This is a genomic window from Priestia sp. GS2 (genome assembly GCF_036409025.1).
In the GTDB taxonomy this organism is placed as follows: Bacteria; Bacillota; Bacilli; order Bacillales; family Bacillaceae_H; genus Priestia; species Priestia aryabhattai_A.
Window position 1 is genome coordinate 1276821 of record NZ_JAZGJX010000001.1, and the last position, 25521, is coordinate 1302341.

General features: G+C 37.1%; 28 protein-coding genes and 1 riboswitch. Of the genes, 22 read left to right on the top strand and 6 right to left on the bottom strand.

Annotation, left to right across the window (positions count from 1 at the left end):
* The first annotated feature begins 6 nt into the window (after positions 1-6).
* The 8 genes from V2145_RS06630 (at position 7) to V2145_RS06660 (ending at position 7010) form a co-directional block, all read left to right on the top strand.
* Positions 7-162: a hypothetical protein gene (locus tag V2145_RS06630; protein ID WP_165932572.1), complete on the top strand. Its 156-nt coding sequence runs from the start codon at positions 7-9 to the stop codon at positions 160-162.
* 2 nt (positions 163-164) lie between these two features.
* Positions 165-317: riboswitch (cyclic di-AMP (ydaO/yuaA leader) on the top strand.
* A 93-nt stretch (positions 318-410) separates the two neighbouring features.
* Entirely contained in the window at positions 411-803 is a 393-nt protein-coding gene (locus tag V2145_RS06635; protein ID WP_142299141.1) for a hypothetical protein, read from the top strand.
* Between the two features lie 123 nt (positions 804-926).
* Positions 927-1001, top strand: coding sequence for a potassium-transporting ATPase subunit F (locus tag V2145_RS21430; protein WP_397428344.1), 75 nt, complete (start codon positions 927-929; stop codon positions 999-1001).
* Positions 1002-1028: 27 nt separating this feature from the next.
* Positions 1029-2693, top strand: coding sequence for a potassium-transporting ATPase subunit KdpA (gene kdpA, locus V2145_RS06640; protein ID WP_397428345.1), 1665 nt, complete (start codon positions 1029-1031; stop codon positions 2691-2693).
* 58 nt (positions 2694-2751) lie between these two features.
* Positions 2752-4797: a potassium-transporting ATPase subunit KdpB gene (gene kdpB, locus V2145_RS06645; protein WP_311857803.1), complete on the top strand. Its 2046-nt coding sequence runs from the start codon at positions 2752-2754 to the stop codon at positions 4795-4797.
* 13 nt (positions 4798-4810) lie between these two features.
* Positions 4811-5377 carry a potassium-transporting ATPase subunit KdpC gene (gene kdpC, locus V2145_RS06650; RefSeq protein WP_094910479.1) on the top strand — a complete coding sequence of 189 codons (567 nt, stop codon included), beginning with the start codon at positions 4811-4813 and terminating at the stop codon, positions 5375-5377.
* A gap of 50 nt (positions 5378-5427) precedes the next feature.
* On the top strand, positions 5428-6573 hold the full coding sequence (kdpDN, locus tag V2145_RS06655; protein ID WP_094910478.1) for a KdpD-like non-kinase potassium sensor: 1146 nt from the start codon (positions 5428-5430) through the stop codon (positions 6571-6573).
* A 23-nt stretch (positions 6574-6596) separates the two neighbouring features.
* The gene (locus V2145_RS06660; RefSeq protein ID WP_094910477.1) at positions 6597-7010 is read left to right on the top strand and encodes a CBS domain-containing protein; all 414 of its coding nucleotides are present in this window, start codon (positions 6597-6599) and stop codon (positions 7008-7010) included.
* Positions 7011-7329: 319 nt separating this feature from the next.
* Here V2145_RS06660 and V2145_RS06665 read toward each other — a convergent pair whose 3' ends face one another.
* On the bottom strand, positions 7330-7992 hold the full coding sequence (locus tag V2145_RS06665) for a hypothetical protein (protein WP_094910476.1): 663 nt from the start codon (positions 7990-7992) through the stop codon (positions 7330-7332).
* Positions 7993-8333: 341 nt separating this feature from the next.
* Here V2145_RS06665 and lepB point away from each other — a divergent pair, with 341 nt between their 5' ends.
* The 9 genes from lepB (at position 8334) to V2145_RS06710 (ending at position 15895) form a co-directional block, all read left to right on the top strand.
* Positions 8334-8888 carry a signal peptidase I gene (gene lepB, locus V2145_RS06670; protein WP_094910475.1) on the top strand — a complete coding sequence of 185 codons (555 nt, stop codon included), beginning with the start codon at positions 8334-8336 and terminating at the stop codon, positions 8886-8888.
* Positions 8889-8970: 82 nt separating this feature from the next.
* Positions 8971-10074 carry an oxidoreductase gene (locus V2145_RS06675; protein ID WP_094910474.1) on the top strand — a complete coding sequence of 368 codons (1104 nt, stop codon included), beginning with the start codon at positions 8971-8973 and terminating at the stop codon, positions 10072-10074.
* Positions 10075-10310: 236 nt separating this feature from the next.
* Positions 10311-11213 (top strand): sulfite exporter TauE/SafE family protein, encoded by a 903-nt coding sequence (locus V2145_RS06680; protein ID WP_094910473.1) that lies wholly within the window; start codon positions 10311-10313, stop codon positions 11211-11213.
* Between the two features lie 70 nt (positions 11214-11283).
* Positions 11284-12501: a threonine synthase gene (locus tag V2145_RS06685; RefSeq protein ID WP_094910472.1), complete on the top strand. Its 1218-nt coding sequence runs from the start codon at positions 11284-11286 to the stop codon at positions 12499-12501.
* Positions 12502-12597: 96 nt separating this feature from the next.
* Complete coding sequence (locus tag V2145_RS06690; RefSeq protein ID WP_094910471.1) at positions 12598-13065, top strand: hypothetical protein; 468 nt, start codon at positions 12598-12600, stop codon at positions 13063-13065.
* Positions 13066-13435: 370 nt separating this feature from the next.
* Complete coding sequence (locus V2145_RS06695) at positions 13436-13882, top strand: hypothetical protein (RefSeq protein ID WP_094910470.1); 447 nt, start codon at positions 13436-13438, stop codon at positions 13880-13882.
* Positions 13883-13894: 12 nt separating this feature from the next.
* Positions 13895-14191, top strand: a complete 297-nt coding sequence (locus V2145_RS06700; RefSeq protein ID WP_094910469.1) for a hypothetical protein — start codon at positions 13895-13897, stop codon at positions 14189-14191.
* Positions 14192-14193: 2 nt separating this feature from the next.
* The gene (locus V2145_RS06705) at positions 14194-15486 is read left to right on the top strand and encodes a glutathionylspermidine synthase family protein (protein WP_094910468.1); all 1293 of its coding nucleotides are present in this window, start codon (positions 14194-14196) and stop codon (positions 15484-15486) included.
* Entirely contained in the window at positions 15479-15895 is a 417-nt protein-coding gene (locus tag V2145_RS06710; RefSeq protein WP_131888474.1) for a DUF350 domain-containing protein, read from the top strand. The genes V2145_RS06705 and V2145_RS06710 overlap by 8 nt, the downstream gene beginning before the upstream one ends.
* Before the next feature lie 50 nt (positions 15896-15945).
* On the opposite strand, the gene V2145_RS06715 is transcribed toward V2145_RS06710, so the two are convergent.
* Positions 15946-16086, bottom strand: coding sequence for a hypothetical protein (locus V2145_RS06715; protein ID WP_179289206.1), 141 nt, complete (start codon positions 16084-16086; stop codon positions 15946-15948).
* Positions 16087-16264: 178 nt separating this feature from the next.
* Here V2145_RS06715 and V2145_RS06720 point away from each other — a divergent pair, with 178 nt between their 5' ends.
* Positions 16265-16690, top strand: a complete 426-nt coding sequence (locus V2145_RS06720) for a DUF6843 domain-containing protein (protein ID WP_094910467.1) — start codon at positions 16265-16267, stop codon at positions 16688-16690.
* Between the two features lie 24 nt (positions 16691-16714).
* Here the strand turns inward: V2145_RS06720 and V2145_RS06725 are convergent, their stop codons facing one another.
* The gene (locus tag V2145_RS06725; protein WP_094910466.1) at positions 16715-17167 is read right to left on the bottom strand and encodes a hypothetical protein; all 453 of its coding nucleotides are present in this window, start codon (positions 17165-17167) and stop codon (positions 16715-16717) included.
* Positions 17168-17349: 182 nt separating this feature from the next.
* Between V2145_RS06725 and V2145_RS06730 the strand changes: the two genes are divergently transcribed.
* Together V2145_RS06730 and V2145_RS06735 are read left to right on the top strand one after the other, a co-directional pair.
* Positions 17350-18687, top strand: a complete 1338-nt coding sequence (locus V2145_RS06730) for a sodium-dependent transporter (RefSeq protein WP_094910465.1) — start codon at positions 17350-17352, stop codon at positions 18685-18687.
* 307 nt (positions 18688-18994) lie between these two features.
* On the top strand, positions 18995-19393 hold the full coding sequence (locus V2145_RS06735; RefSeq protein ID WP_094910464.1) for a hypothetical protein: 399 nt from the start codon (positions 18995-18997) through the stop codon (positions 19391-19393).
* Between the two features lie 63 nt (positions 19394-19456).
* Here V2145_RS06735 and V2145_RS06740 read toward each other — a convergent pair whose 3' ends face one another.
* On the bottom strand, positions 19457-21154 hold the full coding sequence (locus tag V2145_RS06740; protein ID WP_330987431.1) for a catalase: 1698 nt from the start codon (positions 21152-21154) through the stop codon (positions 19457-19459).
* A gap of 425 nt (positions 21155-21579) precedes the next feature.
* Here V2145_RS06740 and V2145_RS06745 point away from each other — a divergent pair, with 425 nt between their 5' ends.
* Complete coding sequence (locus V2145_RS06745; protein ID WP_094910462.1) at positions 21580-22749, top strand: C40 family peptidase; 1170 nt, start codon at positions 21580-21582, stop codon at positions 22747-22749.
* A gap of 110 nt (positions 22750-22859) precedes the next feature.
* Positions 22860-23171: an MTH1187 family thiamine-binding protein gene (locus V2145_RS06750; protein WP_094910461.1), complete on the top strand. Its 312-nt coding sequence runs from the start codon at positions 22860-22862 to the stop codon at positions 23169-23171.
* A 34-nt stretch (positions 23172-23205) separates the two neighbouring features.
* Here the strand turns inward: V2145_RS06750 and V2145_RS06755 are convergent, their stop codons facing one another.
* Positions 23206-23670 (bottom strand): YcdB/YcdC domain-containing protein, encoded by a 465-nt coding sequence (locus V2145_RS06755; protein ID WP_094910460.1) that lies wholly within the window; start codon positions 23668-23670, stop codon positions 23206-23208.
* A 103-nt stretch (positions 23671-23773) separates the two neighbouring features.
* Positions 23774-25375: a PucR family transcriptional regulator gene (locus tag V2145_RS06760; RefSeq protein WP_094910459.1), complete on the bottom strand. Its 1602-nt coding sequence runs from the start codon at positions 25373-25375 to the stop codon at positions 23774-23776.
* Positions 25376-25521: the final 146 nt, after the last annotated feature.

The window sequence follows — 25521 nt, forward strand, 5'->3', positions numbered from 1 at the left end:
AAACCAATGCAGCTATCTAAGCCTATGATTCAGTTAATTGAACACCGTGCTCAGTATGAGCAGGATTCATTTGAGAAAGCGAATCGCTGTGTGGCACAGCTAACGCATCAGCATTTTTGTTCAATTATTGAAAATGAAAAGCGTTTATCTCTACGAAAATAGTAAATAACTATTCGCTTAATCTGCTTTATAGAGCGGGGGAACCAACTTTGTTCGGCAATGATGCCGTCCTTGGGGTGAGTCTCTTTTTTAAAGAGTAGGGTTACTTCCATAACCCGAATCCGACAGCTAACCTCGTAAGCGTTTTGGGAGTAAAAAATTCGTGTCTACCACGGCTTATTTGTCGTGCAAAAACCACGGAAGAGCTCCCTCTTCCGTGGTTTTTTATTTGTGGAAAAGAAGGGATGCTAGTGGAAACGAAGCAAATTATCGTTTGTATTCAAAGAGAAGAGCAAGTTTTGATGCTATCAGCTTTTCGTAATCAGCACCGCTTTGTTGTGTTAACGGAAAATGAGTCGGTGAGGGAAGATGCTTTGTTGCTAACGGACTCAGAAGTGATTTTTTTATCTAATATAAACAATGAAATCGCGCCTTTAGCCCAGGTAGATAAAGTAATTATTTGGGAAGAAGACATTGGGCGGTTATCAAGGATGATTGAAACAATTCAGCTTACTACTGGAGCTCCAATTATTTTGGTTACCCAGAATTCAAATTATTCAACGCGGTTTTTTCAGCTGCTAGGAGTGAAGTACGTTATTTATTCAAGAAGTCCTAAAGCGGCATTTTTACTAATAGAAGAGTAAGGAAGTGTACGTATGGATGTGCTAATGATCGGCAGTTTAGTTGGCTTATCACTGATAATGATAGGAATTATCAAGTGGTCTGAAAAGACCCTTGAAAAAAAGGAGGAGAAGCGGTAAATGTCCATGGTTTTATTGGGGATTTCACTACTTATTTTCTTATATTTACTTTATGTCTTAATGAACCCAGATGAATTTTAATAGTGGAGGAGTTTTTCAGTGAATACAATATTATTTACCATAGTACTGCTTTTATTATTAGTAGCGGCTGTCGCTAAGCCAGTCGGAGTGTACATTGCAAAAGTGTTTTCTAATGAACCAAATGCTGCAGGTCGAATGTTTATGCCAATAGACAGATTGCTGTATAAGGTAATTGGAATTCAACCTAAAGATCAAACATGGAAGGAATATGCAATTTCATTGTTGTTTGTTAATACGTTTATGATTTTAGTCGTATATACAGTGTTTCGAACACAAGCATGGCTGCCTTTAAATCCAAGTGCTCTTGAAAACATGGATCCAGCTTTAGCGTTTAATACAGCAATTAGTTTTATGACCAATACCAATCTTCAGCATTACAGCGGAGAATCAGGGCTTTCATATTTCTCACAAATGGTTGCTATTTTGTTTATGATGTTTGCAGCTCCAGCTAGTGCACTTTCAGTAGCAATTGCATTTATGAGAGGAATGACAGGTAAGAGTATTGGTAACTTTTTCACGGACTTTATTAAAAGTATCACGCACGTATTATTACCCGTAGCAGTTGTGGCAGGAATTATATTTGTGCTGCTAGGTGTACCACAAACTTTAGATCCTACAGTAACTGCAACAACTTTAGAAGGTGAAAAGCAAGAAATTGCAAGAGGACCCGTAGCAGCTTTTCTATCAATTAAAGAGTTTGGAAATAACGGAGGCGGATTTTTCGGCGTAAACTCTGCTCATCCATTTGAAAACCCAAATGGTCTCAGCAATATGCTGCAAATTGTTTTAATGCTGCTTTTACCAGTTTCTTTACCGTTTACGTATAGTAGGATGATTGGTAATAAAAGAGAAGGTAGAATGCTGTTTGCTTCAATGAGTTTGTTATTTGTGGTGTTCTTATCAATAGCGCTTATCAGTGAACAGCAAGGTAATCCAGCCTTTAATGATTTTACATTGAATAGCGAAAATGGATATCTGGAAGGAAAAGAAGTTCGTTTTGGGGTGGAAATGTCAACGCTTTATGCCATTGTGACAACAGCTAGTGAAACAGGAGCAGTCAATACTATGCATGATACTTTGACACCTATCAGTGGAATGCTAGCGTTAAGTAATATGCTTCTTAATACCGTATACGGTGGTGTTGGAGCAGGGTTCATTAACGTAATGATGTATGTATTAATCGCTGTTTTTTTATCGGGTCTAATGGTAGGACGCACACCTGAATACGTCGGCAAAAAGATTGAAGGCAAAGAAATGAAGCTTATCGCGGTTACGTTAATTTTACAGCCATTATTAATTTTAGGATTCACAGCGGTTGCGCTAACAACTAAATTAGGATTAGACGGAATATCCAACCCAGGGTTCCATGGTTTAACTCAGGTCTTGTATGAATATACATCATCCGCTGCGAATAATGGTTCTGGGTTTGAAGGTCTAGGTGATGCCACTGTTTTTTGGAATATTTCTACGGGTCTTGTTATGTATATTGGAAGGTTTTTTGGGCTCATTACGCTGTTGGCTGTTGCTAGTTCGTTGTCTCAAAAACAGCTCGTTCCACAAACATCAGGAACATTTAAAACAGATACACCTCTTTTTGGTGGAATCTTAATTGGAACGATGTTTGTTGTTGGCGCATTGACATTTTTTCCAGTATTGGTATTAGGACCAGTAGCAGAGTTTTTAACGTTATAACAAAAAGTGGAGGAAAGACATGAATAAGCATATCGGATCAAGTCAAACTCAGTTAGAAATGAATTCATCGACAGTAAAAGTAGAAAAAGATTATAAGAATCCCATTATAATTAAAGCATTAAAGGAATCTTTTGTCAAATTAGATCCTCGTATAATGATAAAAAATCCTATTATGTTTGTGGTTGAAATCGGTTTTTTTATTACGTTATGCTTAACCATTGTCCCAACTGCTTCTGGAGTAGATACGGTTGGAAAGGGGTTTAACTTAGGCGTTTCTATCATTTTATTTTTAACCATTTTGTTTGCTAATTTTGCGGAAGCACTAGCTGAAGGACGAGGTAAAGCTCAGGCTAATTCGTTGAAGCAGTCCAAAGAAGATGTTATTGCACACGTGTTGCAAAAAAATGGAGATATTAAGCAAGTTCCTGCTTCTCAGCTGACAAAAGGAGATATTGTGGTGATTTCACAGGGAGAAATGGTTCCTTTAGATGGAGAAATCATTAAGGGAATGGCTTCAGTAGACGAGTCGGCCATCACAGGAGAATCAGCTCCTGTGATGAAAGAAGCAGGTGGAGACTTTAGTTCTGTTACGGGAGGAACAACCATTGTAAGTGATGAGATTACCGTTCGAATTACGTGTGATCCTGGAGAATCGTTTCTCGATAAAATGATTTCATTAGTTGAGGGAGCTTCGCGTCAAAAAACACCGAATGAAATTGCATTAAATACAGTTTTGACAAGCTTAACGATGATTTTTTTAATTGTTGTGGTTACTCTGCCTGTTTTTACAAACTACTTAGGTTTTAAATTGGATACAGCCATTCTAATTTCCTTGCTAGTTTGTTTAATTCCAACTACGATTGGCGGTCTTTTATCAGCTATTGGAATTGCTGGAATGGATCGAGTAACACAGTTTAATGTAATAGCTATGTCTGGAAAAGCTGTAGAAGCAGCTGGGGATATTAATACAATTATTTTAGACAAAACCGGTACCATTACCTTTGGAAACCGAATGGCACATGAGCTACAAACGGTAGAAAAAGTGGAGAAACAAGAGCTATATAAGTGGGCGTTTCTTTCTTCTCTTTATGATGAAACACCTGAGGGTCGATCTGTTATTGAATTTATTAAAAAGCAAGGAGAACCAACTATTACAGAAGATGTAAGACAAGGAGTGTTTATTGAGTTTCAAGCGCAAACGAGAATGAGCGGTCTGAACTTAGAGGATGGAACGCTTATCCGAAAGGGTGCTGTGGATGCTGTGATTTCTTGGGTGGCGAGCCAAGGAGGAAGCATACCGCTTGACTTAGAACAAAAAGCCAATCACATCGCTAGTCAAGGAGGAACCCCTCTAGCGGTCGCTGTCAACAATAAAATCTATGGTTTAATTTACTTAAAAGATACTGTAAAACCAGGAATGAAAGAACGGTTTGACCAGCTTCGTAAAATGGGAATTAAAACTGTTATGTGTACAGGGGATAACCCACTCACTGCAGCAACAATTGCAAAAGAAGCAGGTGTGGATGAATTTATTGCTGAGTGTAAGCCAGAAGATAAAATCGATGTTATTAGATATGAGCAGGAACAAGGAAAGCTTGTAGCGATGACTGGTGACGGAACAAACGATGCGCCTGCGCTTGCTCAAGCTGACGTTGGTCTAGCGATGAATAGCGGAACAGCAGCGGCCAAAGAAGCTGCTAATATGATTGATTTAGACTCCGATCCAACAAAAATTATTGAAGTTGTATCGATTGGAAAGCAGCTCTTAATGACAAGGGGAGCTTTGACTACATTTAGTATTGCAAATGATATTGCTAAGTACTTCGCAATTATTCCTGCAATGTTTACGATTGCAATACCTAAAATGGAAGCGTTAAACATTATGAATTTGAGTTCACCGATTACAGCAGTATTAGCGGCATTAATCTTTAATGCAGTTATTATTCCTATGTTAATCCCACTAGCAATGAAAGGAATACGCTATCAGCCCATGAGTTCAAATGCTCTTCTTCGCAAAAATCTATTTATTTATGGTCTAGGTGGGGTCGTGGTACCTTTTATCGGCATTAAAGTAATTGATTTATTACTGTCAATTTTCATGTAGAGGAGCTATAAAGATGAATAGTAAAAAGACAAGCTGGTTTGTAATCATTCGTTTAACGGTCGTTACAATGATTTTATGTGGACTTATTTACCCGTTGACAATGACTGGTTTAGCACAAGTGATTGCGCCTGGAAAAGCGAATGGTAGCCTAATTTATTCGGAGGATAAAAAAATCGTAGGTTCAAGCATGATTGGTCAATCCTTTACAGAGAAGAAGTATTTTCACGGTCGTATATCGAGCATTGAATATAATGGAGCAGGATCGGGTTCTTTAAATCTTGCTCCTTCCAACAAGGAGTTAACAAAGCGCGTTGAACAATCAATCAGTGATTGGAAAAGGTCAAATAGCGTTCCAGAGAGTGGAATTCCAATCGACCTTGTGACAAACTCAGCTTCTGGATTAGATCCGCATATTACTCCGGAAGCTGCCTATGCTCAGGTAGAGCGTATTGCTAAAGAAACGAATGTTTCCAAACAGAAGTTAACGAACTTAATTAATGAGAATATAGTGGGCGGTACAATCCAACCTCAGTATGTAAATGTACTGGAGCTAAATATGGCATTACAGGACATGAAATAATAAATAAACACTTTTTCGAGAAGGCCTGTATATGGAAAGGAGCTTACAAGATGAAAGATGACAAAGCTCACCCCTACTTTAGAAAGAAAACACCAGATGAACTTTTAAAGGAGTTTCATTATAAGCAGCTAGGAGAGTTTAAGCTTTATATTGGAGCAGCTCCTGGTGTAGGTAAAACGTATAAGATGCTACAGGATGCCCATGATTTACAGCAGGAAGGACTAGATGTTGTTATAGGTTACATCGAAACACATGGACGAACAGATACGGAGCGAATGATTGGAAATCTAGAAATCATTCCGAGACAAAAGATTGTATACAAAAAGAGAACATTTCATGAGCTTGATTTATTAGCCATTATTCGTCGTAAGCCTCAAGTTGTGATTGTGGATGAATTAGCTCATACAAATGTTCCGAATATGCCTCATAAAAAGCGATTTCAAGACGTTTTGTATTTAATAGAGCGTGGAATTTCTGTTTGGTCAGCTGTAAATATTCAGCATATTGAAAGCTTAAATGATTTTGTGTATAACGTTACAAAAGTCAAAGTGAATGAACTAGTTCCTGATCCCATCATTCATAGAGCAAAAGAGATTCAGCTGGTTGATGTCACACCAGAAGTTCTTCGAAAACGATTGAAAGAAGGAAAAATCTATAGAGAAGCAAAAATTGAACAAAGTTTGCAAAATTTTTTTAAACTATCTAATTTACATGCACTTCGTGAGCTATGCTTAAGGGAAGTAGCTGCTGAAATAGACCAGCAGCTGCTTCATTCTCATGAAATTGGAATAACGGGTATCTGTGAACGTATTTTAGTTTGTATTCAATATAGTGAAACAGCAGAGAAATTAATTAGGAGAGGCTGGCGGATGGCTAATCGCTTAAAGGCAGAACTGCTGTTGTTGCATGTTGTTTCAAACGAACAGTTGACGGAAGAGCAAAAAAAGCGTATCGAGGATTGGGGTAAGTTTGCAGCTACATTTCAGGCAAAACTTATTGTTGAACAAGCTAACGGAAGGAAGCCAGCTCGAGTTATTGTGGATGTGGCGACTAAAAATCATATTACACAAGTTTTATTAGGACAATCAGCGAGGACGCGTTGGGAAGAAATACGCAAAGGATCGATTGTGACAATGATTATGCGTCAAACAGAAAACATCGATATTCATATTGTATCGGATGGAAAAAGGCGATAGCAACTCATAAAGGAGAGCTAAAATTGAACGTTGCATTTTTTATCATTCCAAAAGTTGAAGTAGTAACATTATTAGAAACGGCTACGGTTCGACAAGTGTTAGAAAAAATGGAGTACCATCGCTATTCATGTGTACCGGTAATTAATAAAAGCGGTCAATATATAGGTACCATTACAGAAGGAGACGTGCTTTGGGGATTAAAAAAACTAGGACATATAAGTGTTCATGAATTAGAGCATGTCTACTTGGAACAGATACCGCGTTATAGAGATTATAAGCCTATTTCTATAAACGATGAGATAGAAGATATATTTGGGCAAGTAACAGAACAGAATTTTATACCGATTATTGATGATCAAGGTGTATTTATTGGAATTGTAAGAAGGAGAGAAGTGATTGAATACTGTTCGCGACTCATGCTAAGAGCACAAGTGTAAGAAAAGAATTTTATGTAAACAGACTGAGAAGCATATTTTAGTTAATGAAATATCCGAGCTATGAAGATTATCTCTTTTTATGGTTCGGCTTTTTTGTTCATTTGGAGAATGATTCAAGAAATTCGTGTAATGAATCGTCGAACACTAAGGTTTTTGGGGAACTAGAGGAAGAGCTGAGACGCTACAGCGAGGAGGCTTAGGCTCTTCTTCGAAGAAAAGTGAGACCCTGTAGTGGAATAAACGTAATTTTACCTCTAATGATAATAGAAACGCAATGACTTGCCTGTGGAAAGGAATCATTGCGTTGTCTCCTACCTTTTTATTTTACGACAATTGTTTCTTTTTTCTTTTTTCCTTCTTTTTCCCATGTTACTTCAATCATAGCAAACGTAATATCTTCTGTTACTTGGCTGCTGTCTTTTACGTCATAAGCTTTAAGGTTATTACTTAATACCGTATCAACAGAAAGCAGTTGTTCAGCATTTTCTTTTTGAATAGGTTGCACGGTAGTATAGCTTTTAACTTCGCCTTCTTCTTTTAGAAATTCTACTTTGCCACGCCAGTGTGCAGTTTTTCCTGCTAACGTTTTAAGAGGCTTATCTACTTTTTTAGCGGTTGATTTATGGTCATTAGCGTGAATGAAAGACAAGATATTATCGCGCATTAACGTCATGGAATAGTTGTGATAAAAATCTTTATCAATTTCCCCTTTTTCAAGAGCTAAATCAAGCTGAGAAAATTGCTTATCTGCTAAAAATAATAAAAGTTCCTGTTCGTTAATATCCCGTTTTTCAGCCATTTGAGCAATCGTAACTCCGCTTTTCCACTCCTTTTTAAATTCCTTACTATTTATATGTAAAAACTCTCTTAGTTCACTGTAGTTATAACGATACTGAAATCGTGGTTCTTCAGCAGCCCATGAGGGAGAAGTATAGATGAACAGCAGCATTAATATTGTTCCAAAAAGGATGAATTTTCTCATAGTAATCACTCCTTTCATCAGATTGTTTGTTATTGGTTAGCTTTTAACAGATGTACTAAATTATGCATTATTCTTTACTTATCACCTCATTAGGCAATATGATGAAGTATGATAAAAAAGTGACAATTTGATAAAGAATATGTAAAAGCTAGTCTCTATTAGCTTCATGATGATATAATAAGAGGTGTAAAGACGTAACTTGCGTAATGGAAACCTCTAATATTAAATTAGGGGTTATTTTTTTTAATATGTGGGTGTAGTCTTTCTATCATGTAATGAGAATAAATGTGTAAAGAAGAAAATAATAAATAAATGAATGTTTTAATAAAGGAGTTTAAAACATGGCTACTGAAAAGACGACAAGTGATCAGCTAAGAAGTCTGTTTAAGTCCTTAGTCTGCATAGTTGCACTCATATATATCATTCGTACATTTATATTTGGTCCATATATAGTCCAGGGAGCTTCAATGAACCCGACGCTAGAAAATGGAGAACGATTATTTGTTAACAAGCTGTCCTACGCCATTCATAACTTGCAACGTGGCGATATTATTATTGTTGATGGAAGTGGAGCAGCTAAACATTATGTAAAACGAGTTGTTGGGTTACCTGGAGAGAAAATCGAGATGAAAGATGATCAATTATACATCAATGATAAGAAAGTGAAAGAACCGTATTTAGAGCGAAATTTACAAGCAGCTCAATACTTGCAAATGCAGTTAACAGGAGATTTTGGCCCAATTAAGATTCCTAAAGATTCAATTTTTGTAATGGGCGATAATCGATTATATAGCAAAGATAGTCGAAATGGATTAGGGAATGTTAATATTAATGACATAGTGGGAAAAGCGGAGTTTGTCTTTTATCCTATTCAGGACGTAAGGAACGTTTATTAAATAACGTTCCTTTTTTATGTGATAAATCGTTATAAAGGATTGAAATAAAAGCCAAGCTAAAAGAAAAAAGGGTGTGAAACCTTTGAACGCCTCATATGAGAAATTATTTAAACATTTTAAGTTTGTACATGGAATGGAAATGAAAAATCGCCTTGTTATGGGGCCTCTATTTACTCAGAGTTCTCATGGGAATGGAGAGCTGTCTGAAAAAGATATGGCTTTTTATCGAGAACGAATCAAGGACATTAGCATGGTAATAGTGGGGCCTGCTTATATAGAAGAAGGCGGAAAAGTAATGGATGGTCAACTAGGAATTCACAGAGATTATGTAGCAAGAAAGCTACACGAATTTACAGCTATGGCAAAAAGAATGAAGGTTAAAACCATTTTGCGTATTTCTCATGGTGGCGCTTTGTCAGCTGAGTATTTAAAAGTTGGAGAGGAAGCAGTTGCTCCTAGTAGGGTAGCAGTTCGTAGGAAAGGAAAAAAGCCAAAAGAATTAAATGAAACCCAAATGGATCATACGTTACATGCGTTTGCCCGTGCAACCGAGCGTGCCATTCAAGCAGGATTTGATGGGGTTGAAATTGAAGGAGGGAGCGGACACCTTTTACAGCAGTTTACTTCAAAGCAAGCGAATCATCGTAAAGATAATTTTGGAGGAACAGCGGAACATCGTCTATCTTTTTCCATTGAAGTCCTTCGTACGGTCTCAAAAGTTATTAAAAGCGCTACTAATAGACCTTTTTTGCTTGGCTATGCAATGACTCCAGAAGAAAAAGGGTACGGAGGCAATACAGTGGATGATACCATGAAATGGATTGATCAGTTAATTGAAGAACAAGTTGACTATGTTCATTTAGAAGTTCAATCTTTCCATGCTAAAACAGCCCACCATAAAGAAGGTGAAGCTGAAGTTGTGCCGGCAATCATTAAACATGTAAATCAACGTATTCCCATTATCAGCGGCGGTAACTTGTTTACACCTCTACAAGTAGAGGAAGCAATTAGAGAAAAGTTATCCATGGTAACGATTCAACAAGCTTTAAATCTGGATCCTCACTGGGTTGAAAAAGTAAGAAGAAGCGAAGAGCCATTCTATGGAAAGCTTCCTATAGTAGAAGAGATTGAAGCTTATCAAAAAGTAGATAGTAACGAAGTTGAAGATTTACTGGAGGAACTTTAAAGCGGCTAGTATTTATGATTTTTTAAAATCGCAGTTGACTTCTAGGAATAGTTTGAATTAAAATGAAACCATCTCATCAAAGCTGAATATAATGTAGCTATCAATGAGTGGGCTGATCGGAAAAACCGAAGGCTTCTAACAATAGGTTAGGAGTCTTTTTTTGTTACTCAAAAACAAAAAAGACTTTAACAGTAAAAGAAAACAATTTATCTTCATGGAAGGGCAAGGGAATAAAAATGAAAAAATTACTTACGTTTGTAATTATCGGATTTTTCGCTCAATTAATTGATGGTTCGTTAGGAATGGCTTACGGAGTTACTTCAACAACTTTATTATTAACGTTTGGAATCGCACCTGCGGTCGCATCTGCATCCGTTCATTTAGCGGAGGTAGTAACCACTGCTGCATCAGGAGCTTCACATATTAGGTTTGGAAATGTCGATAAGACAACCGTATTACGCTTAGTAATTCCCGGGTCAATTGGAGCGTTTGTTGGAGCTTGCTTTTTAAGCAACATACCAGGTGATTTGGTAAAACCTTATATATCTACCTTTTTACTGCTACTAGGGGTTTACGTTTTAATACGGTTTCTATTTATCTTTAAAACAAGTGAAGAAAGGGAAGCAAAGCCATTATCTGCAAAACAGTCAATTCCTCTGGGCTTAATAGCAGGATTCGCTGATGCTACTGGGGGAGGCGGATGGGGACCAATCGCTACTCCGGTTTTGCTAACAAAACGTGGATTAAGTGCTCGTAAAGTTATCGGTACAGTGGACACGAGTGAGTTTGCTATTGCGGTTTCAGCTACTTTAGGATTTTTAATTTCGCTTGGATGGGAACAAGTGAACTGGATGTGGGTAGCTGCTTTAATGATTGGTGGAATTATTGCAGCTCCAATTGCAGCTTGGCTTGTAAGGATTATTCCTGCACATTTACTAGGGGCTCTGGTAGGTGGCTTTATTATCTTGACTAATACACGTACTCTCCTAATGTCTAGCTCTGTTTCCACTCTTATGCAAACAGCTATCTATGCGTTTATTTTAATTGTTTGGGCTGCTTCCATTACGCTAGCACTAAGAAGAGGACAAAAAGAAAAAAGAGAAGCAGGAAACCTTTCAAATAAAGTGGTAAATAGTTAAAGGGGACAGTTCCTATCATGTATAGGAACTGCATGTATCTCTTGCTTTATAAAAGAAAGGAGCTATTTATATGCCGTTTAGCTATGTAGAATCATTATATTGTCCAAAATGCCAAAAAAAGTATGATGCATTGCAAGTACATCAGCTTTGCATATGCGGTTCGCCACTTTTAGTTTCATATGATTTGCAAGCAATAAAAGATCGTGTAACAAAAGAAGAAATTGAAAAACGTCCTCCAACTTTGTGGCGCTATCACGAAGTTTTACCGATTCAAGATGAATGTAATGTTGTATCTTTAGGCGAAGGCATGACGCCTTTAATTGAAATGCAAAAGCTGGGCAGTCGTTTAGGAGTAGAAAAGCTACATATGAAGGATGAAGGGCTTGTTCCAACGGGATCATTTAAAGCTAGAGGAGCAGCTGTTGGAGTTTCAAAAGCGAAAGAGCTTGGAGTTAAAGAACTGGCAATGCCCACAAACGGAAATGCAGGGGCAGCGTGGGCATTATATGCCACAAGAGCATCAATTAAGTCACATATCGTTATGCCTGTTGACGCACCGCTAATTACAAGAAAAGAGTGTGCAATTGCAGGAGCTAACCTGTATTTAGTTGACGGTTTAATTAGCGATGCAGGTAAAATTATTAGTCAGCTCGTGAACGAAGCGGGAATTTATGATGCTTCAACGCTTAAAGAGCCTTATCGGATTGAAGGAAAGAAAACGATGGGGTATGAAATTGTCGAACAGTTGGATTGGAAGCTACCCGATGTTATTCTATACCCTACAGGTGGAGGCGTGGGTCTAATTGGTATTTATAAGGCCATCTGTGAAATGCAGGAGCTTGGTTGGGTAGAAGGGAAAATGCCAAAGCTTGTTGCGGTACAAGCAGCTGGATGTGCACCGATTGTGAAGGCTTGGGAGACTGGTGAAAAAGAGTCGGTTTTCTGGGAGAAATCAACAACAAAAGCATTTGGGATTAACGTCCCAAAAGCTATTGGAGACTTCTTAGTTCTAGACGCACTGTATGAGTCAGAGGGATGTGCCGTTGCCGTAACGGATGCAGAAATTACAAAGGAACAGTCTTTAATAGCTGAACTAGAAGGAGCTTTCGTTTGTCCAGAAGGAGCAGCAACTTTTGCAGCAGTTAGGCAGCTAAAAGCGAACGGTTGGCTAAAAGGAATGGAGCACGTAGTGTGCTTAAACACTGGGCAAGGAATAAAATACCCAGAGAGTGTAGAAGAGCATGTAGAAGTTTTACAACCTAGTGAGCGAATTTCGTTTATCAGATAATGCTTGATTTAGTGTTGCTATGGTACAATAGGGATAAAAATGACCGAATGAAGATTACATAATCTGCATTGGAATATAAAGGTGTGAAAGAAGTTCGTGGTTTATTTTATTCTAGTACTTATAGCAGCAATTGAAATTATCGTTTTAGGAATTAATCGATCTGTATTTGCCAATATTCCATTGGTAGAGTTTTATATTGTCCCTCTTATAATCGTAATAGCAGTAGCTATTTTGCTGTCAAGACGACCAAATCGAATGATGCGAATAGCTAGACAAGGCTTCTTTACTGCTGCCATTATTGTATTAGTGTTTGTACCAGTTATTTATACAAACAATCTTCCACTTTATAGTTACAAAGAAGCAAAAGATATACTTGCCCAGCGAGAGCAGCTTCTTCTATCTCAATTCATGGAAGGGGATAAAGTGTATGAAGCAAGCGGTCCACAGAATTCTCAAAGGAGACACTATTTACTAACCGTTGCGCGTGGAGAGCAAGTGTTAAAGTATGCTTTTGACCCTTTTAGCGGAGGCTTTGAACTAATATCTAGAGGCGACAAACAATAAAAAAAGACTAGCTTTTTTAGCTAGTCTTTTTTAGTTGAATGTGCGAATTCCACAAACCCTGTAACAAAGTTTTGTGGAATTCGAATGAGCACTTCTGTTCGCAATAGGAAGTTTTACCCTTTTTTCTATTACAGAATTTGTTATTATTAGGTAGGAGCTGTTAGGCTATGTAGCCACTACTCTGTTAGTACGAGGTGCAGAAGAAATGGTCAGGTTAAAATCAATGGTTTCTAGTCGGTTCAGCTAACTGAATCGATATTTTTTTGAAGAAATGTTGTTAAAAATTTGAAACCTTCATATTAATATCTCGTATATAATGATGTAATGTCACAAAAATGTCACAAAAATGTCACAAATGGAGGTGGAAAAGATGAAGAGTTTATTAGAATACCGCTTATTAAAATCAAATGAAACATATCATTCAATCTATCATTATGAATCTATTGACCTAGATCAAGTGCTCGCTCGAAGAGAATGTGAATTTTTCGTAAAAGAAGGTGTTACCTATAAGCAGCGTTCTTCTGCTATTGAAGATGACATTCATGTAATCTATGTTGATGAGTATGAGCACGCTCCTAAAGAAGAGAAGGAAAGTGATAGCGAATACTTAACGCTTGAAGTTAGAGAACTGAATTCATATCGTAATCACCCGTTGCTTACACTAAAATCCTTCTCAAACCATCTAGAAGTGCTCTCGTATCTAGGGGCTGTTTATACTTATTTCAACGGTCAAGAATGGGAACGTGATTCAGCGGAGATTGATGAAGATCGAAAAGTATATGTACTATATGTCACTGAAACAGGAGTTAAGTATTGAGGAGGAAGAAAGATGTCAAAAACACAAAAAATGATGGCTGGCGTTTTAACGACCGTAATGGTTACTTCACTCGTTGGCTGTGGGTCAAATCGCCCTCCTAAACCAAATGATGATAGCTGTAGAGATTGGGATTGGGATAAAGATACGCAAACCTATTACTGTGATAGCTCATCAAGTACAACTGGTGGAGGGCATTACTATCATAATGGGAAAACGTATAGTTCTAAAAAAGCCTTAACAAGTGACTCATCTTATAAATCCTATAAGTCTGGAATTGGGTCGGGAACCAAAGGCGGTTTCGGAGGATAAGCATGACCGATATACGCAAACAATTTTATGAAAATATTGAATCGTTTTGGCATGATTTATATGATGAAGAGTATGCTTTATACGATATAAAAGTGGAAAAAAAAGAAAAAATTATGCAGATTAAAACCGCTGCAGATCGAGTAGGGCATGTGTTTTTTAAAACAGCTCATCTGTTGCGAAAGCTTGACGATAAGACGTTGCAATCATTAGGATTTCCGAAAGAAGTGTTACCTTATATTCGGCTTCAGACTATGGAAATAGAAACTGTGATTTCTCGAATTGATTTCATTGTTAACGAATCTGGTATCAAAGTAATGGAATTGAATGCCGACACGCCTACTTTTATTAAAGAATTATTCCACGTGAACCGTCGTGTTTGCGAGCATTTTGGGTTACATGATCCTAATCTAAATGAAGAAGAACATTTATCTCGTGTGTTAACAGAAGCTATTTTTAAAGCTTATGAAGAACTTGGGAAGACGACGTATCCGCATGTTGTTTTTTCATCGCATAGTGACCATAAAGAAGATAAGTGGACAACAACATACTTAATGGAAAAAGCAAATGTAAAAGCAAGGTATGAACCGTTAGATAAGCTTAGAATTGTAGATGAGCCAATATATGAAAATGAAGAGCTGGTTTTAGAGCCAGGATTATATGATACACATGGGCAAAAAATTGATGTTCTGTATCGACAAACTTACCCCATTGAGCACTTAGTGAACGATAGAGATCCAGTTACAGATGAAGGCGTTGGTGAGATGCTTTTAAAGCTTGTAAAAGATAAGCAGCTCGCTATTATCAATCCATTATCTGCATTTTTACTGCAATCGAAAGCAGTTCAAGTTGTGATTTGGGGGCTACATGAGCAAAATCACTCATTTTTTACAAAAGAAGAGCATGAATGGATTTATACTTATTTCTTACCTACATATTTAGAAGAAGACATTTTTATACAGAATCAAATGGCTTATGTAAAAAAACCTTCGTTTGGCCGTGAGGGTGATACGGTTGAAATATATAAAGGTTCAGGTGAAAAAGTAGCTGAAGACGCTCAAAGAACGTATGAAGATGAAGTGCCTGTTTATCAACAATTCTTAGAACTTGACATAGCAGAAGTCGTCACTGAGAAAGGAAAGCAAACTGCGCACATTATGTACGGGTGTTTTTTATTAAACGGAAGGCCAAGTGCAGTTGGTATTCGAGCAGGAAATCAGATTACAGATAATGCATCGTATTACTTGCCAATTGGACTAAAAAATGAAAGTGAGGATAAAAAAAATGGCGTTGACTGAATGGATTGAATGGGGAAGTATTGGTAGCTTTCTAGCTCACGTAGTTGTAGGTTTACTTTTGTTGTTTATTGGAATCATCGTATTTGAATTAACAACAAAGTTCAATGACCGTGAACTTATTAGAAAAGGCAATCTGGCCGTTGCACTTAAGTTATGGGGAAAAGGAATTGGTCTTGCAATTGTTATCTATACCGTGTGGAGCAATAGTTTTAACTTAATTGATGCAGCTGTTTGGGGGATAGTAGGAATTGCAACACAGGTAATTGCTTATTGGATTATTGAATACATTATGACACCTAAAACAAACTTGGCAAAGAAAGTGGAAGAAGGTAATATTGCCGTTGGCTTTGCTTTGTTTGCTGCTGCAGTTGCCGTTGGCTTTATTGTTGCAGGAAGTTTAACTTATTAACTTCACTTAAAGTTTTAAAGGATGCAAAATAGACAAAGGCGATTCCTTAATTAAGGGGAATCGCTTTTTTGTATTTGGGATTGCTCTGCATCAAGAAGCTCTTTTGTGTGAGCTCGATCAGCTTGAACAATTCGTTGCTGCATATAAAAAGGAATCACAAACAGCAAAATAAATAAAAACAGATAGCCCATGTGCTTTCCTCCACTATTCAAAGTCTTGTATTTATTATGTGAAAAACTCATAAAAATAATTCTTTTGAGAAAGTATCATCCCGCATATATTTTTCTTACTTTGTTTCGCATAGTTTTGTACGCGAAACAAACACTAAATACAGCCTTTTATACTGAATAAAATAAAGAGGGTGAATAAATGAAAAAGAGATTTTTGTTGTTAAGCTTTACGATTATCCTATTAATTAGTTGTAGTCGTTCAAATGAAACAGCTAGGCCAAGCCTTTATCTAATTCCGGATGGATACAGAGGCTGGGTGGCGGTTGAATACGATAAAGATAATGGGCAGCCTACAGAAATGGAAGGAGATTATACAGTTTTTCATGTCGATAGAAACGGGAGAAGCCGAACAAAAACGTTGCTTACACATGAAGGTTGGGCTACTAATAAATATTATTATGTAAGCGACGGCGGCGAGAGAAAAGAGTTAAAACCAGGAAAAATGATTCATGGAGCAACGGAAGGTACTGAAAATACTAATTATACAATTGAATTTTTCTTTGTAGGAAGCGCAGATGAATTTGACAAAGCAGGCGATTACAGAAGGGAATATAAAACAAACTAAAAAGTAGTCAGCTATCGTTACTGGCTACTTTTTGGAATGAAAAACACTAAATTTGAGCTGTTCAATTTTAGCAAGCGCTTCTTTTTGATCTTCACTGCTTGTAACCCAGCTAGGAACGTAGACGTGGAATAAGTCAGGCTCAGGAATATGTCTTGGGTGGCCGACTTTAACATACGATTCAATGTATTGTAAGTGTTCTAAGTTATATGCCCATAGTAAATGATTTGGACAAGATGTTTTTAAATACAAAGGTAAGTTAAAAAAGGGATCGAACCCTTCTTTAATTTCAAAAGAAGTTTCCATTTTATGTGAAACCTTATCGTTATAGCCGCAGTTTGAGCATTTACACTGATGTAACCCATTAATATGGCTAACTGATGTGATGCGAGCACAAAGTTGACAGCTTGGGCATTGAACTAAAATAAAATTGTGAAACTTATATAAGCATTCTTTTTTGTTTTCTTGTTGATTTGTCATCACTTGTACCTCTAATTGTAAAACTTTTAGAAAAAGTAAGGAGTATTTTTACTTTAAACGTTTACTCTCTGTATTATTCATACCATAGCTTTTACAGGAAAACAATAAAAAACCTTTTCGGAACCAAAGTTGTGTGATATAGTATGACAAATCAGAAAAAATATAGAGAATGGTGAGATGAGATGAGTCAACAGGAACAATGGACATCAAAAATTGGCTTTATTTTAGCTTCGGCTGGTTCCGCTATCGGAATTGGAGCTATTTGGAAGCTTCCTTATGTAGCAGGAACAAGTGGGGGAGGAGCATTTTTTCTTCTATTTATTCTGTTTACAGCTATTATTGGTCTTCCTTTATTACTAGCAGAGTTCGTATTGGGACGTCATACCCAAAAAGAAGCGATTCGTGCTTATGACGCTGTAGCACCCAAATCCATGTGGAAGGGAATTGGCTATCTAGGAGTTATTACGTGTTTTATTTTGCTATCATTTTATAGCGTAGTTGGTGGATGGATTTTACAATACTTATTTGCTAGTGTAACAGGTGGTCTTAGTGGAGTGAAAGACTACAGTGAGTTATTTGGGAGCACAATTGCTAATCCGGTGAGCGCTGTAATTGCACAGTTCTTATTTTTACTTCTGACCATTATTGTAGTATCAAGAGGAATTCAAAACGGGATTGAAAAAGCAAATAACATTTTAATGCCTGCGCTGTTCGTGCTGTTTATAGCTATTATTATTCGCTCTTTAACGTTAGATGGCGCAATGGAAGGCGTGAAGTTTTTCCTTTATCCAGATTTTAAAAATCTAACGTCTGAAGCCATTTTATTTGCGATGGGTCAGGCATTCTTTTCATTAAGTGTGGGTGTTTCCGTAATGGTAACGTATAGCTCATACTTAACAAAGCAACAGAATTTGCCCAAGTCTGCAGTTTCTATTGCTGGTTTAAATATTGTTATATCTCTATTAGCCGGTCTTGCAATTTTCCCCGCAGTTTTTTCAATGGGAGGAGAGCCTGCAGAAGGACCTGGGCTACTATTTGTAGTTTTACCTACCATATTTGAACAACTTCCTTTTGGATTAGTATTCCAAACACTGTTTTTAGCGCTATTTTTATTTGCAACTTTAACATCGGCTTTCTCAATGCTTGAGATTATTGTGGCATCGTTAGCAAAAGGGAAATCTGGTAAGCGTGTTAAGTTGTCATGGATATCTGGAGTATTAATTTTCATTGTCGGTATACCATCAGCGCTGTCGTTTGGACCGTTAGCAGACGTAATGGTTTTTGGTAAATCAATTTTCGATGCTGCCGACTTTTTAGTAAGTAATATTTTAATGCCTTTAGGCTGCTTGCTTTTAGCACTGTTTGTACCTTGGAAGATGAAGAAAGCTGTCTTGATTCAAGAGTTTCAACAAGGTTCTAACAACGTGAAAAAGTGGTTTGCACTTTGGTTACTAGTAATTCGCTATGTAGCTCCTGTATTAATCATCATTGTATTTGTAAATATGTTAGGCTTTCTTTAATAAGTCGCGATAGAACGCTGTTTTGATGGCGTTCTTTTTGCTATGAATAAAAGGGGGATACGCAGGTGGTTAACTTCTTATATGAAATGTTTGTCGGAGCGGGAGTATTCGTTTTGGTGTTTGTTTTATTAATAATTGCTAGAGTTGCAGGGAGTAGAAAGAAGTAGGTGGTAACAAATTCTATTTGGATTTCAAAAAAAAATAGTACACGTTATTAGAAAATGTGGTAGTATAATATCCTATGAACATAATTAGACAATGTTCGCATGTATTGTGATGAAGCGTTTTTTTAGAAAGAGGGATCGTCTTGAGTGAGGAAGTTTTAGTCAAGATTCTATCTCAAGCGTATGAGCAAAACAAGACGTTACCAATTGTATCCTTAGCATCTTTCTTCGACGAAAGTAGTTTGCATTTTCGAATGAAAGCAAAGCTACCAATGGGTCTTACGTATCATACGCTTATGTCAATTCAGAATAAAACGTGTGTCCAAGATGTGTTAGTGGAAGTACTACAAGTCGATCATGTTAACAGTGATGGACCAGTTTCTGAATGTGTGTATATTTTAACAGATAGCACAGTAAAAGAGGTTGAACAGTGGGTTGCACCACTGCAGCCGGCAATGGTGTGCGAAGGATATTTATATGGCGAACCGTACAATGCGCCACAGCTAAAACATGACTACCGCGTGTTTGCTGTCAAATGGTAATACCGTTTCGATTAAAAAAGACACCCTACTACTAGGGTGTCTTTTTTTTTAGCTTAAATATGATTAATAGGGGTGAGCATCGTGCCCTTTTTGCTCAGCTTCTTGCACAGCATCAGAAGCCTTATTACTACCTAAAGGAGAGCCCCCTTTAGCCGGAAATTCACCAAATGATGGAGTGATTTCAGATCCAGCTTCCATATCATAGGTGCCGTCATCGTTCATCGTAAAGCCAATACCAGCTGCCACTTGTCGACCATAGTCTTTATCACACTTTGTCAAAAGCTCAATCATACGCTGTTGAATCTGTTGATGACAAGGTTTGAGGCCGTCTACAAGGTTTTGGATTAAATCTTTACGCTCCCATTCTTCGAGTAAACGATAGCGCTCACCAGCTTGTTTAAAATCATTTGTACGTTCAATTTTTTCTTTTTTTAGATGTCCCTCTACTTTAGGTTGATGAGGCTTAGGCCTGTCTGCTGCCTCTTTTAGTCCACCTAATAGCGAAGGCTCATAGTTAACATGAGGATTTTGGCTTGGAGCTTCATCCACATGGTAAGCCATTTGACCGTCTCGCTGATTTGTTGCTACATGTTTTTTGGGCGCATTAATTGGAAGCTGTAAATAATTTGTACCAACTCGATGACGCTGAGTATCTGAGTAGGAGAACGTTCTACCTTGAAGCATTTTGTCATCAGAGAAATCAAGACCATCTACTAATACACCAGTTCCGAACGATACTTGCTCCGTTTCAGCAAATACATTATTGGGGTTTTTGTTAAGAACCATTTTGCCTACAGGCAGGAATGGAAACTGATCTTCAGGCCAAATCTTTGTATCATCTAAAGGGTCAAAATCCAGTTCAGGATGCTCACCATCCTCCATTATTTGCATGCAAAGTTCCCATTCTGGATAATCTCCCTTTTCAATTGCTTCATATAAATCTTGCGTAGCGTGACTAATGTTCTTTGCCTGAATAGCTTCAGCTTCGCTCTGAGTAAGGTTTTTAATACCTTGTTTTGGCTCCCAGTGATATTTAACTAAAAAGGCATCACCATTTTTATTTACCCATTTATATGTATTAACTCCTGAGCCCTGCATTTGACGGTAATTAGCTGGAATACCCCATGGAGAAAACAAAAAGGTAATCATGTGCATTGATTCAGGCGTTTGACAAATGAAATCGAAAATTCGTTCCGTATCTTGTCTGTTAGTTACAGGGTCTGGTTTAAATGAGTGGATAAGGTCCGGGAATTTAATTGCATCGCGGATGAAAAAGATTTTTAAGTTATTTCCAACCAAGTCCCAATTTCCATCCTCAGTGTAAAATTTAACGGCAAAGCCTCGAGGGTCACGCATCGTTTCTGGAGAATCTTTTCCATGAGTAACAGTAGAAAAACGTACAAATACAGGAGTTTGTTTACCTGCTCCTGAAAACACCTTTGCACGCGTGTAGTTCTCTACAGGTTCGTTACCTACTTTTCCATATGTTTCAAAGTAGCCGTGAGCACCAGTTCCTCTAGCGTGGACTACGCGTTCTGGTATACGCTCCCTATCAAAATGGGCCAGCTTTTCAATTAGTTGATAGTTCTCTAAAGTAGCAGGGCCGCGATTTCCGACTGTGCGACTGTTTTGATTATCACGAATGGGGTGTCCTTGACGTGTTGTTAATGTCTGTTCATTTTCACCTGCAGTAAAGCGTTTATCTTCAGAATCCCCGGCTCCAGTTACGTTCGTACCGTGAATCCCGTCTTTGTTAGACATTTACGTATTCCTCCAATCAGCTTAAGTAACTACAGTACACTATTTTTTTCCATGTTTTATCATTTTATGCATTTTATTTCACCTCAAAAGGTACATAAACGAAAAAAAAACAAAAAAGTTTCAGGTTTTGTGAAAAATACGACGAACTATACAAAAAAATAATTGAAATATAAACATAATGTTAACGGTGATTTTAGAACCAACCTTACCCTCTAAAAAGGAATTTAAATGTTAAATAAAGTTAATTAAATATATCTATATACTTATGTAGTGCTAAAAATGTCATTCTCTAGACACAGAAATGGAAGAAAAATGTCGGTTCTTGTAACAAAAATGTAATATTAGTGATGTTATTTTGTAATACAGTGTTGTTACAATGTAAACGTCTTAGATTAGTAGATTATGACAATGGAGGAACCTTTTCTATGAAAAAGTTAATATATTCTTTAGCATTATGTGGATCTTTAACAGTAGTACCAACAATTAGTGAAGCGGCATTAGGCGACACAACTTTACGTCCAGGAATGAGTAATTCAGATGTAAAACAATTACAACAACAATTAAAAAACAAGGGTTATTTTACATACGGAACAACTACAAATTATTATGGGACAATTACAAAGAGCGCAGTTATGAATTTTCAGCGTGCGAACGGATTAGCAGCAGATGGGATTGCTGGTAAGAACACATTTAATAAACTGCTGGGAAGCAGCTCTAGCACATCGAACACATCTAGCACATTATTACGTGTTGGTTCTAGAGGTGCAGCTGTTCAATCATTACAGCAGCAGTTAAAAAACAAGGGTTATTTCAAGGGAAATACTACTCAATATTTCGGTTCAGTTACAAAAAATGCAGTTATGGCTTTTCAACGTGCGAATGGCCTATCAGTAGATGGAATTGCGGGACCAGCTACGCTTAACAAATTGAAAAGTGGTGGGACTAGCGCTGGTTCAGGCTCAACTTCAACAGGTACGTCATCTGTTTTACGTCAGGGTATGTCTGGATCGTCAGTAAGTAGCTTGCAACAAAAATTAAAAAATAAAGGCTATTTCTCTGCAAACGTAACGGGATACTATGGCTCAATCACAACAAGCGCAGTTCGCTCGTTCCAACGCGCAAATGGCTTATCAGCAGATGGAATCGCAGGACCAGCTACAATGAGTAAGTTAGGTTCTAGCTCAAGTTCAAATAACACTACATCTAATCCAAGTGTCAGTACACCATCAAGTTCTAGTGCATCACAAGTAATTTCATACGGTAAACGTTTCATTGGAACACCATACGTATGGGGAGGAACTTCTCCGAGTGGGTTTGACTGTAGTGGATTCTTAAACTATGTATATCGTAACGCTGCAGGAGTTAGTTTACCTCGTACAGTTGCGAGTATTTACAGTACAGGAACGCGTGTTAGCACACCAAGTCCTGGAGATATTGTATTTTTTGAAACGTATCAGCCAGGTGCAAGCCATGCGGGAATTTACTTAGGTGGAGGTCAATTCCTTCATGCATCATCATCTAAAGGTGTTATGATTAGCTCTATGAGCAACTCATACTGGCAGCCTCGTTATTTAGGTGCAAAACGTTATCTATAAGTTTTAAAAAGGGGAGGATATACTCTCCCCTTTTTTGGCATTGAAACAAGATAAGTATGACTCTTGTTTCTTTTTGGTATGATAAATATGAAAAAGGAGGAAGAAGTACTATGGCGATTGTAGATTTAACGATTATACCGGTAGGGACTAAAACACCCAGCGTCAGTCAATACGTAGCAGATATTCAGAAAGTATTGGAGAAACATAAAGAGGAAGTAGAATACCAGTTAACTCCGATGAATACGCTTATTGAAGGTGAACTAAGTCTCTTGTTGAAGATTGTTCAAGAATTACATGAAGTTCCGTTTGAAAATGGGATTGAGCGAGTCTGTACCAATTTGCGTATCGATGATCGACGAGATAAAAAACATACAATGGCTGGTAAAATAAAGGCTGTTGAATTAAAAATGAACCAAAACTAGCAGCTAGTAGTAGCTGCTAGTTTTTTGTTGTTATTTACGGAGAAGTCGATGATAAAGAGTATGTATTTATTTCATCATGGCAAAGAAACTTCGTTAATTGAGAGCCGTTAAAGATAAAGGAATACGCTGGTTCGGCTTTTTCTTCTTGGAAAAATAAAATAGAAGTTTTAGTAGCTGCTTGAAGTAACTGTACATTTAAAATATCAAGATTAGGTAAGTCAGTATAATATAGGAGAAAATCCTTTGAATAAATTAATAAAGACTCCGGATTTCCAGGTTTCATAGCGTGATCTTCCCAAATGTTTAGTTCTTTTATTTCTTGTGTTTTGGCATTAAATATGATGTTGATCGCTTCTTCCGTATGCTCAGGGTTGTTCCAGGAAAAAATATACATAGATTTTGAATCGTTGGTATATTCTACGGATACTTGTAGTACCCAATGTGTAGGAATGTTAATAATACGGTTTGCTTTATCAATAAGCTGTTTCCGCTCACTCATATGAATACCCCTTTCAACTCTAGTAGTTCTCTCTTTTATATACGATAAACATAATGAAAAAGTTTCAAAAAAGAAGCTCTTACATGTATGTAAGAGCTCTTTTCTAAATAAAGTTAGAGTGTAAGTGCGTGTGAATTTGAAATGCAATTCGTAGTCGGAGCGTTTCTTCCGGTGTATGAATTGATTTTCCTAATATTTCTTCACACTTTTCAATTCGATAAATAACGGTGTTTCTATGAATAAATAGTTGTTTAGCTGTTTCGGATATTTGGCAATTTAAATTTAGATAAGTAGATAATGTATCTAACAAAATAGATTGATCTTTCCGGTCGTAATGAAGAAGCCCTTCTAGCGCTTTTTCGTGATATTCTTCTAAGTCTGCTGAGGGAATAAGCCTTAAAAGTTCTCGGAATTGTTTTGGTTGATAAAACTGAATATTAGCTGCTTGATCGGTAGTTTGAATATTTTCAAGTGCTTCAATCGCTTCCTGATATGAATCTATCACGGTTAATAGCGTCTGGCTTTGATTTCCTATTCCAAAGCATAAATTTTGTTTATAATGTCTCTTTACAACCTTTTGAATAAGGATAAGCTGGTTGGCGATAAATTGGTGTTTGTCATAACTGTCAGGGAAAAATAAAATGACGTAGCGATTATCCTGTGTAAATAATAAGCTTGGAATAGGTTGTTTTAATAATTCGTACTCGATGAGCTCGTAAATCATTTCGCTATCTGTGTATGTATAGTGTTGTGGTGGTATTTTTCCAACCGCACAAATGTACTTTTTATCAGGAGAGAGTCCGATCTGCTTTCCATGATAAGTGGCTTCATCTATATTTTTGAAGTGTTCATGGGTTAATTGATGAAAATATTCATTTTTCTTTCGGCGCTCAGCTTCTTTTAAGGCATGTTGACGCATCATTTCAAAAGAAAGGACATTTGCTGCTTGTTCAATTGTTAATAATGATGAATCGTTTGGCAACATGCTGCGATAAATAACTAGAAAGTTGTTCTTATGTGTATGTGTCGGAATTAAGAATAAGCTTAATTCTTGTTTGGTTTTTGTGACAGAAAACGTAGTGTAACTAGCTTTGAGATGAAAAAAATTATTTATCTGAACAGATATTTTTTCTAAAGAAAATAATTCTTTTTCTTCTTTTTTTTCAGTGTGAAACAATAAATTTCCGTGAGGGTCAAATAGCCCAACTGGAGCGTCGCATAACGTTTGAAGCGAATGTAATATTTTTTCAACACCGTTTCCTTGTAGAATGTACGAAGAAAAGAGTTGATGAGTCATCATTGCTTGTTGAAGGTCGCTTGTCTTTTTATCTAAGATAAAGCTTAAAGATTCGTTGATGATGGAGCCCAGTGCTTCGTCTGTTTGTAGATCGATAATAGGGAAGTTTAGCTTCTCTGCAAGTTCACAAATAGATGAAGGTACCTGTTCGAAGAATCGCTTTGTTTTTATCGCTAGACCTGCACACTGTTTTTTGGCCATTCCCTCTACTAATTGTAATAAGTTTTCCTCTTTTTCTTTAAAGTGATAGCCTGTTGTAACGAGCAGTTCTCCCTCTTTTAGAAACGTCAAAATATCTGGAGCGTCCATCATGTTGATATTTTGCACGGTTCTTGTTAGGCCGTTTTTTCCAGCTACAACAGATGCGCTAGCATACGGTCTACTGCTTAATAGTGTTTGTAACTCCATATTCCCACCCCTTGTTATGAAAAGTCACATAAAATATTGACATACTCTTATTTTAAACCATAAGTTAGTTAAAATAAATAAAAAATTCAGAAAAAAATGTACGAAAAGTAGATGAAACCAGATGTTTTCTTTTGTAAGATATTTTA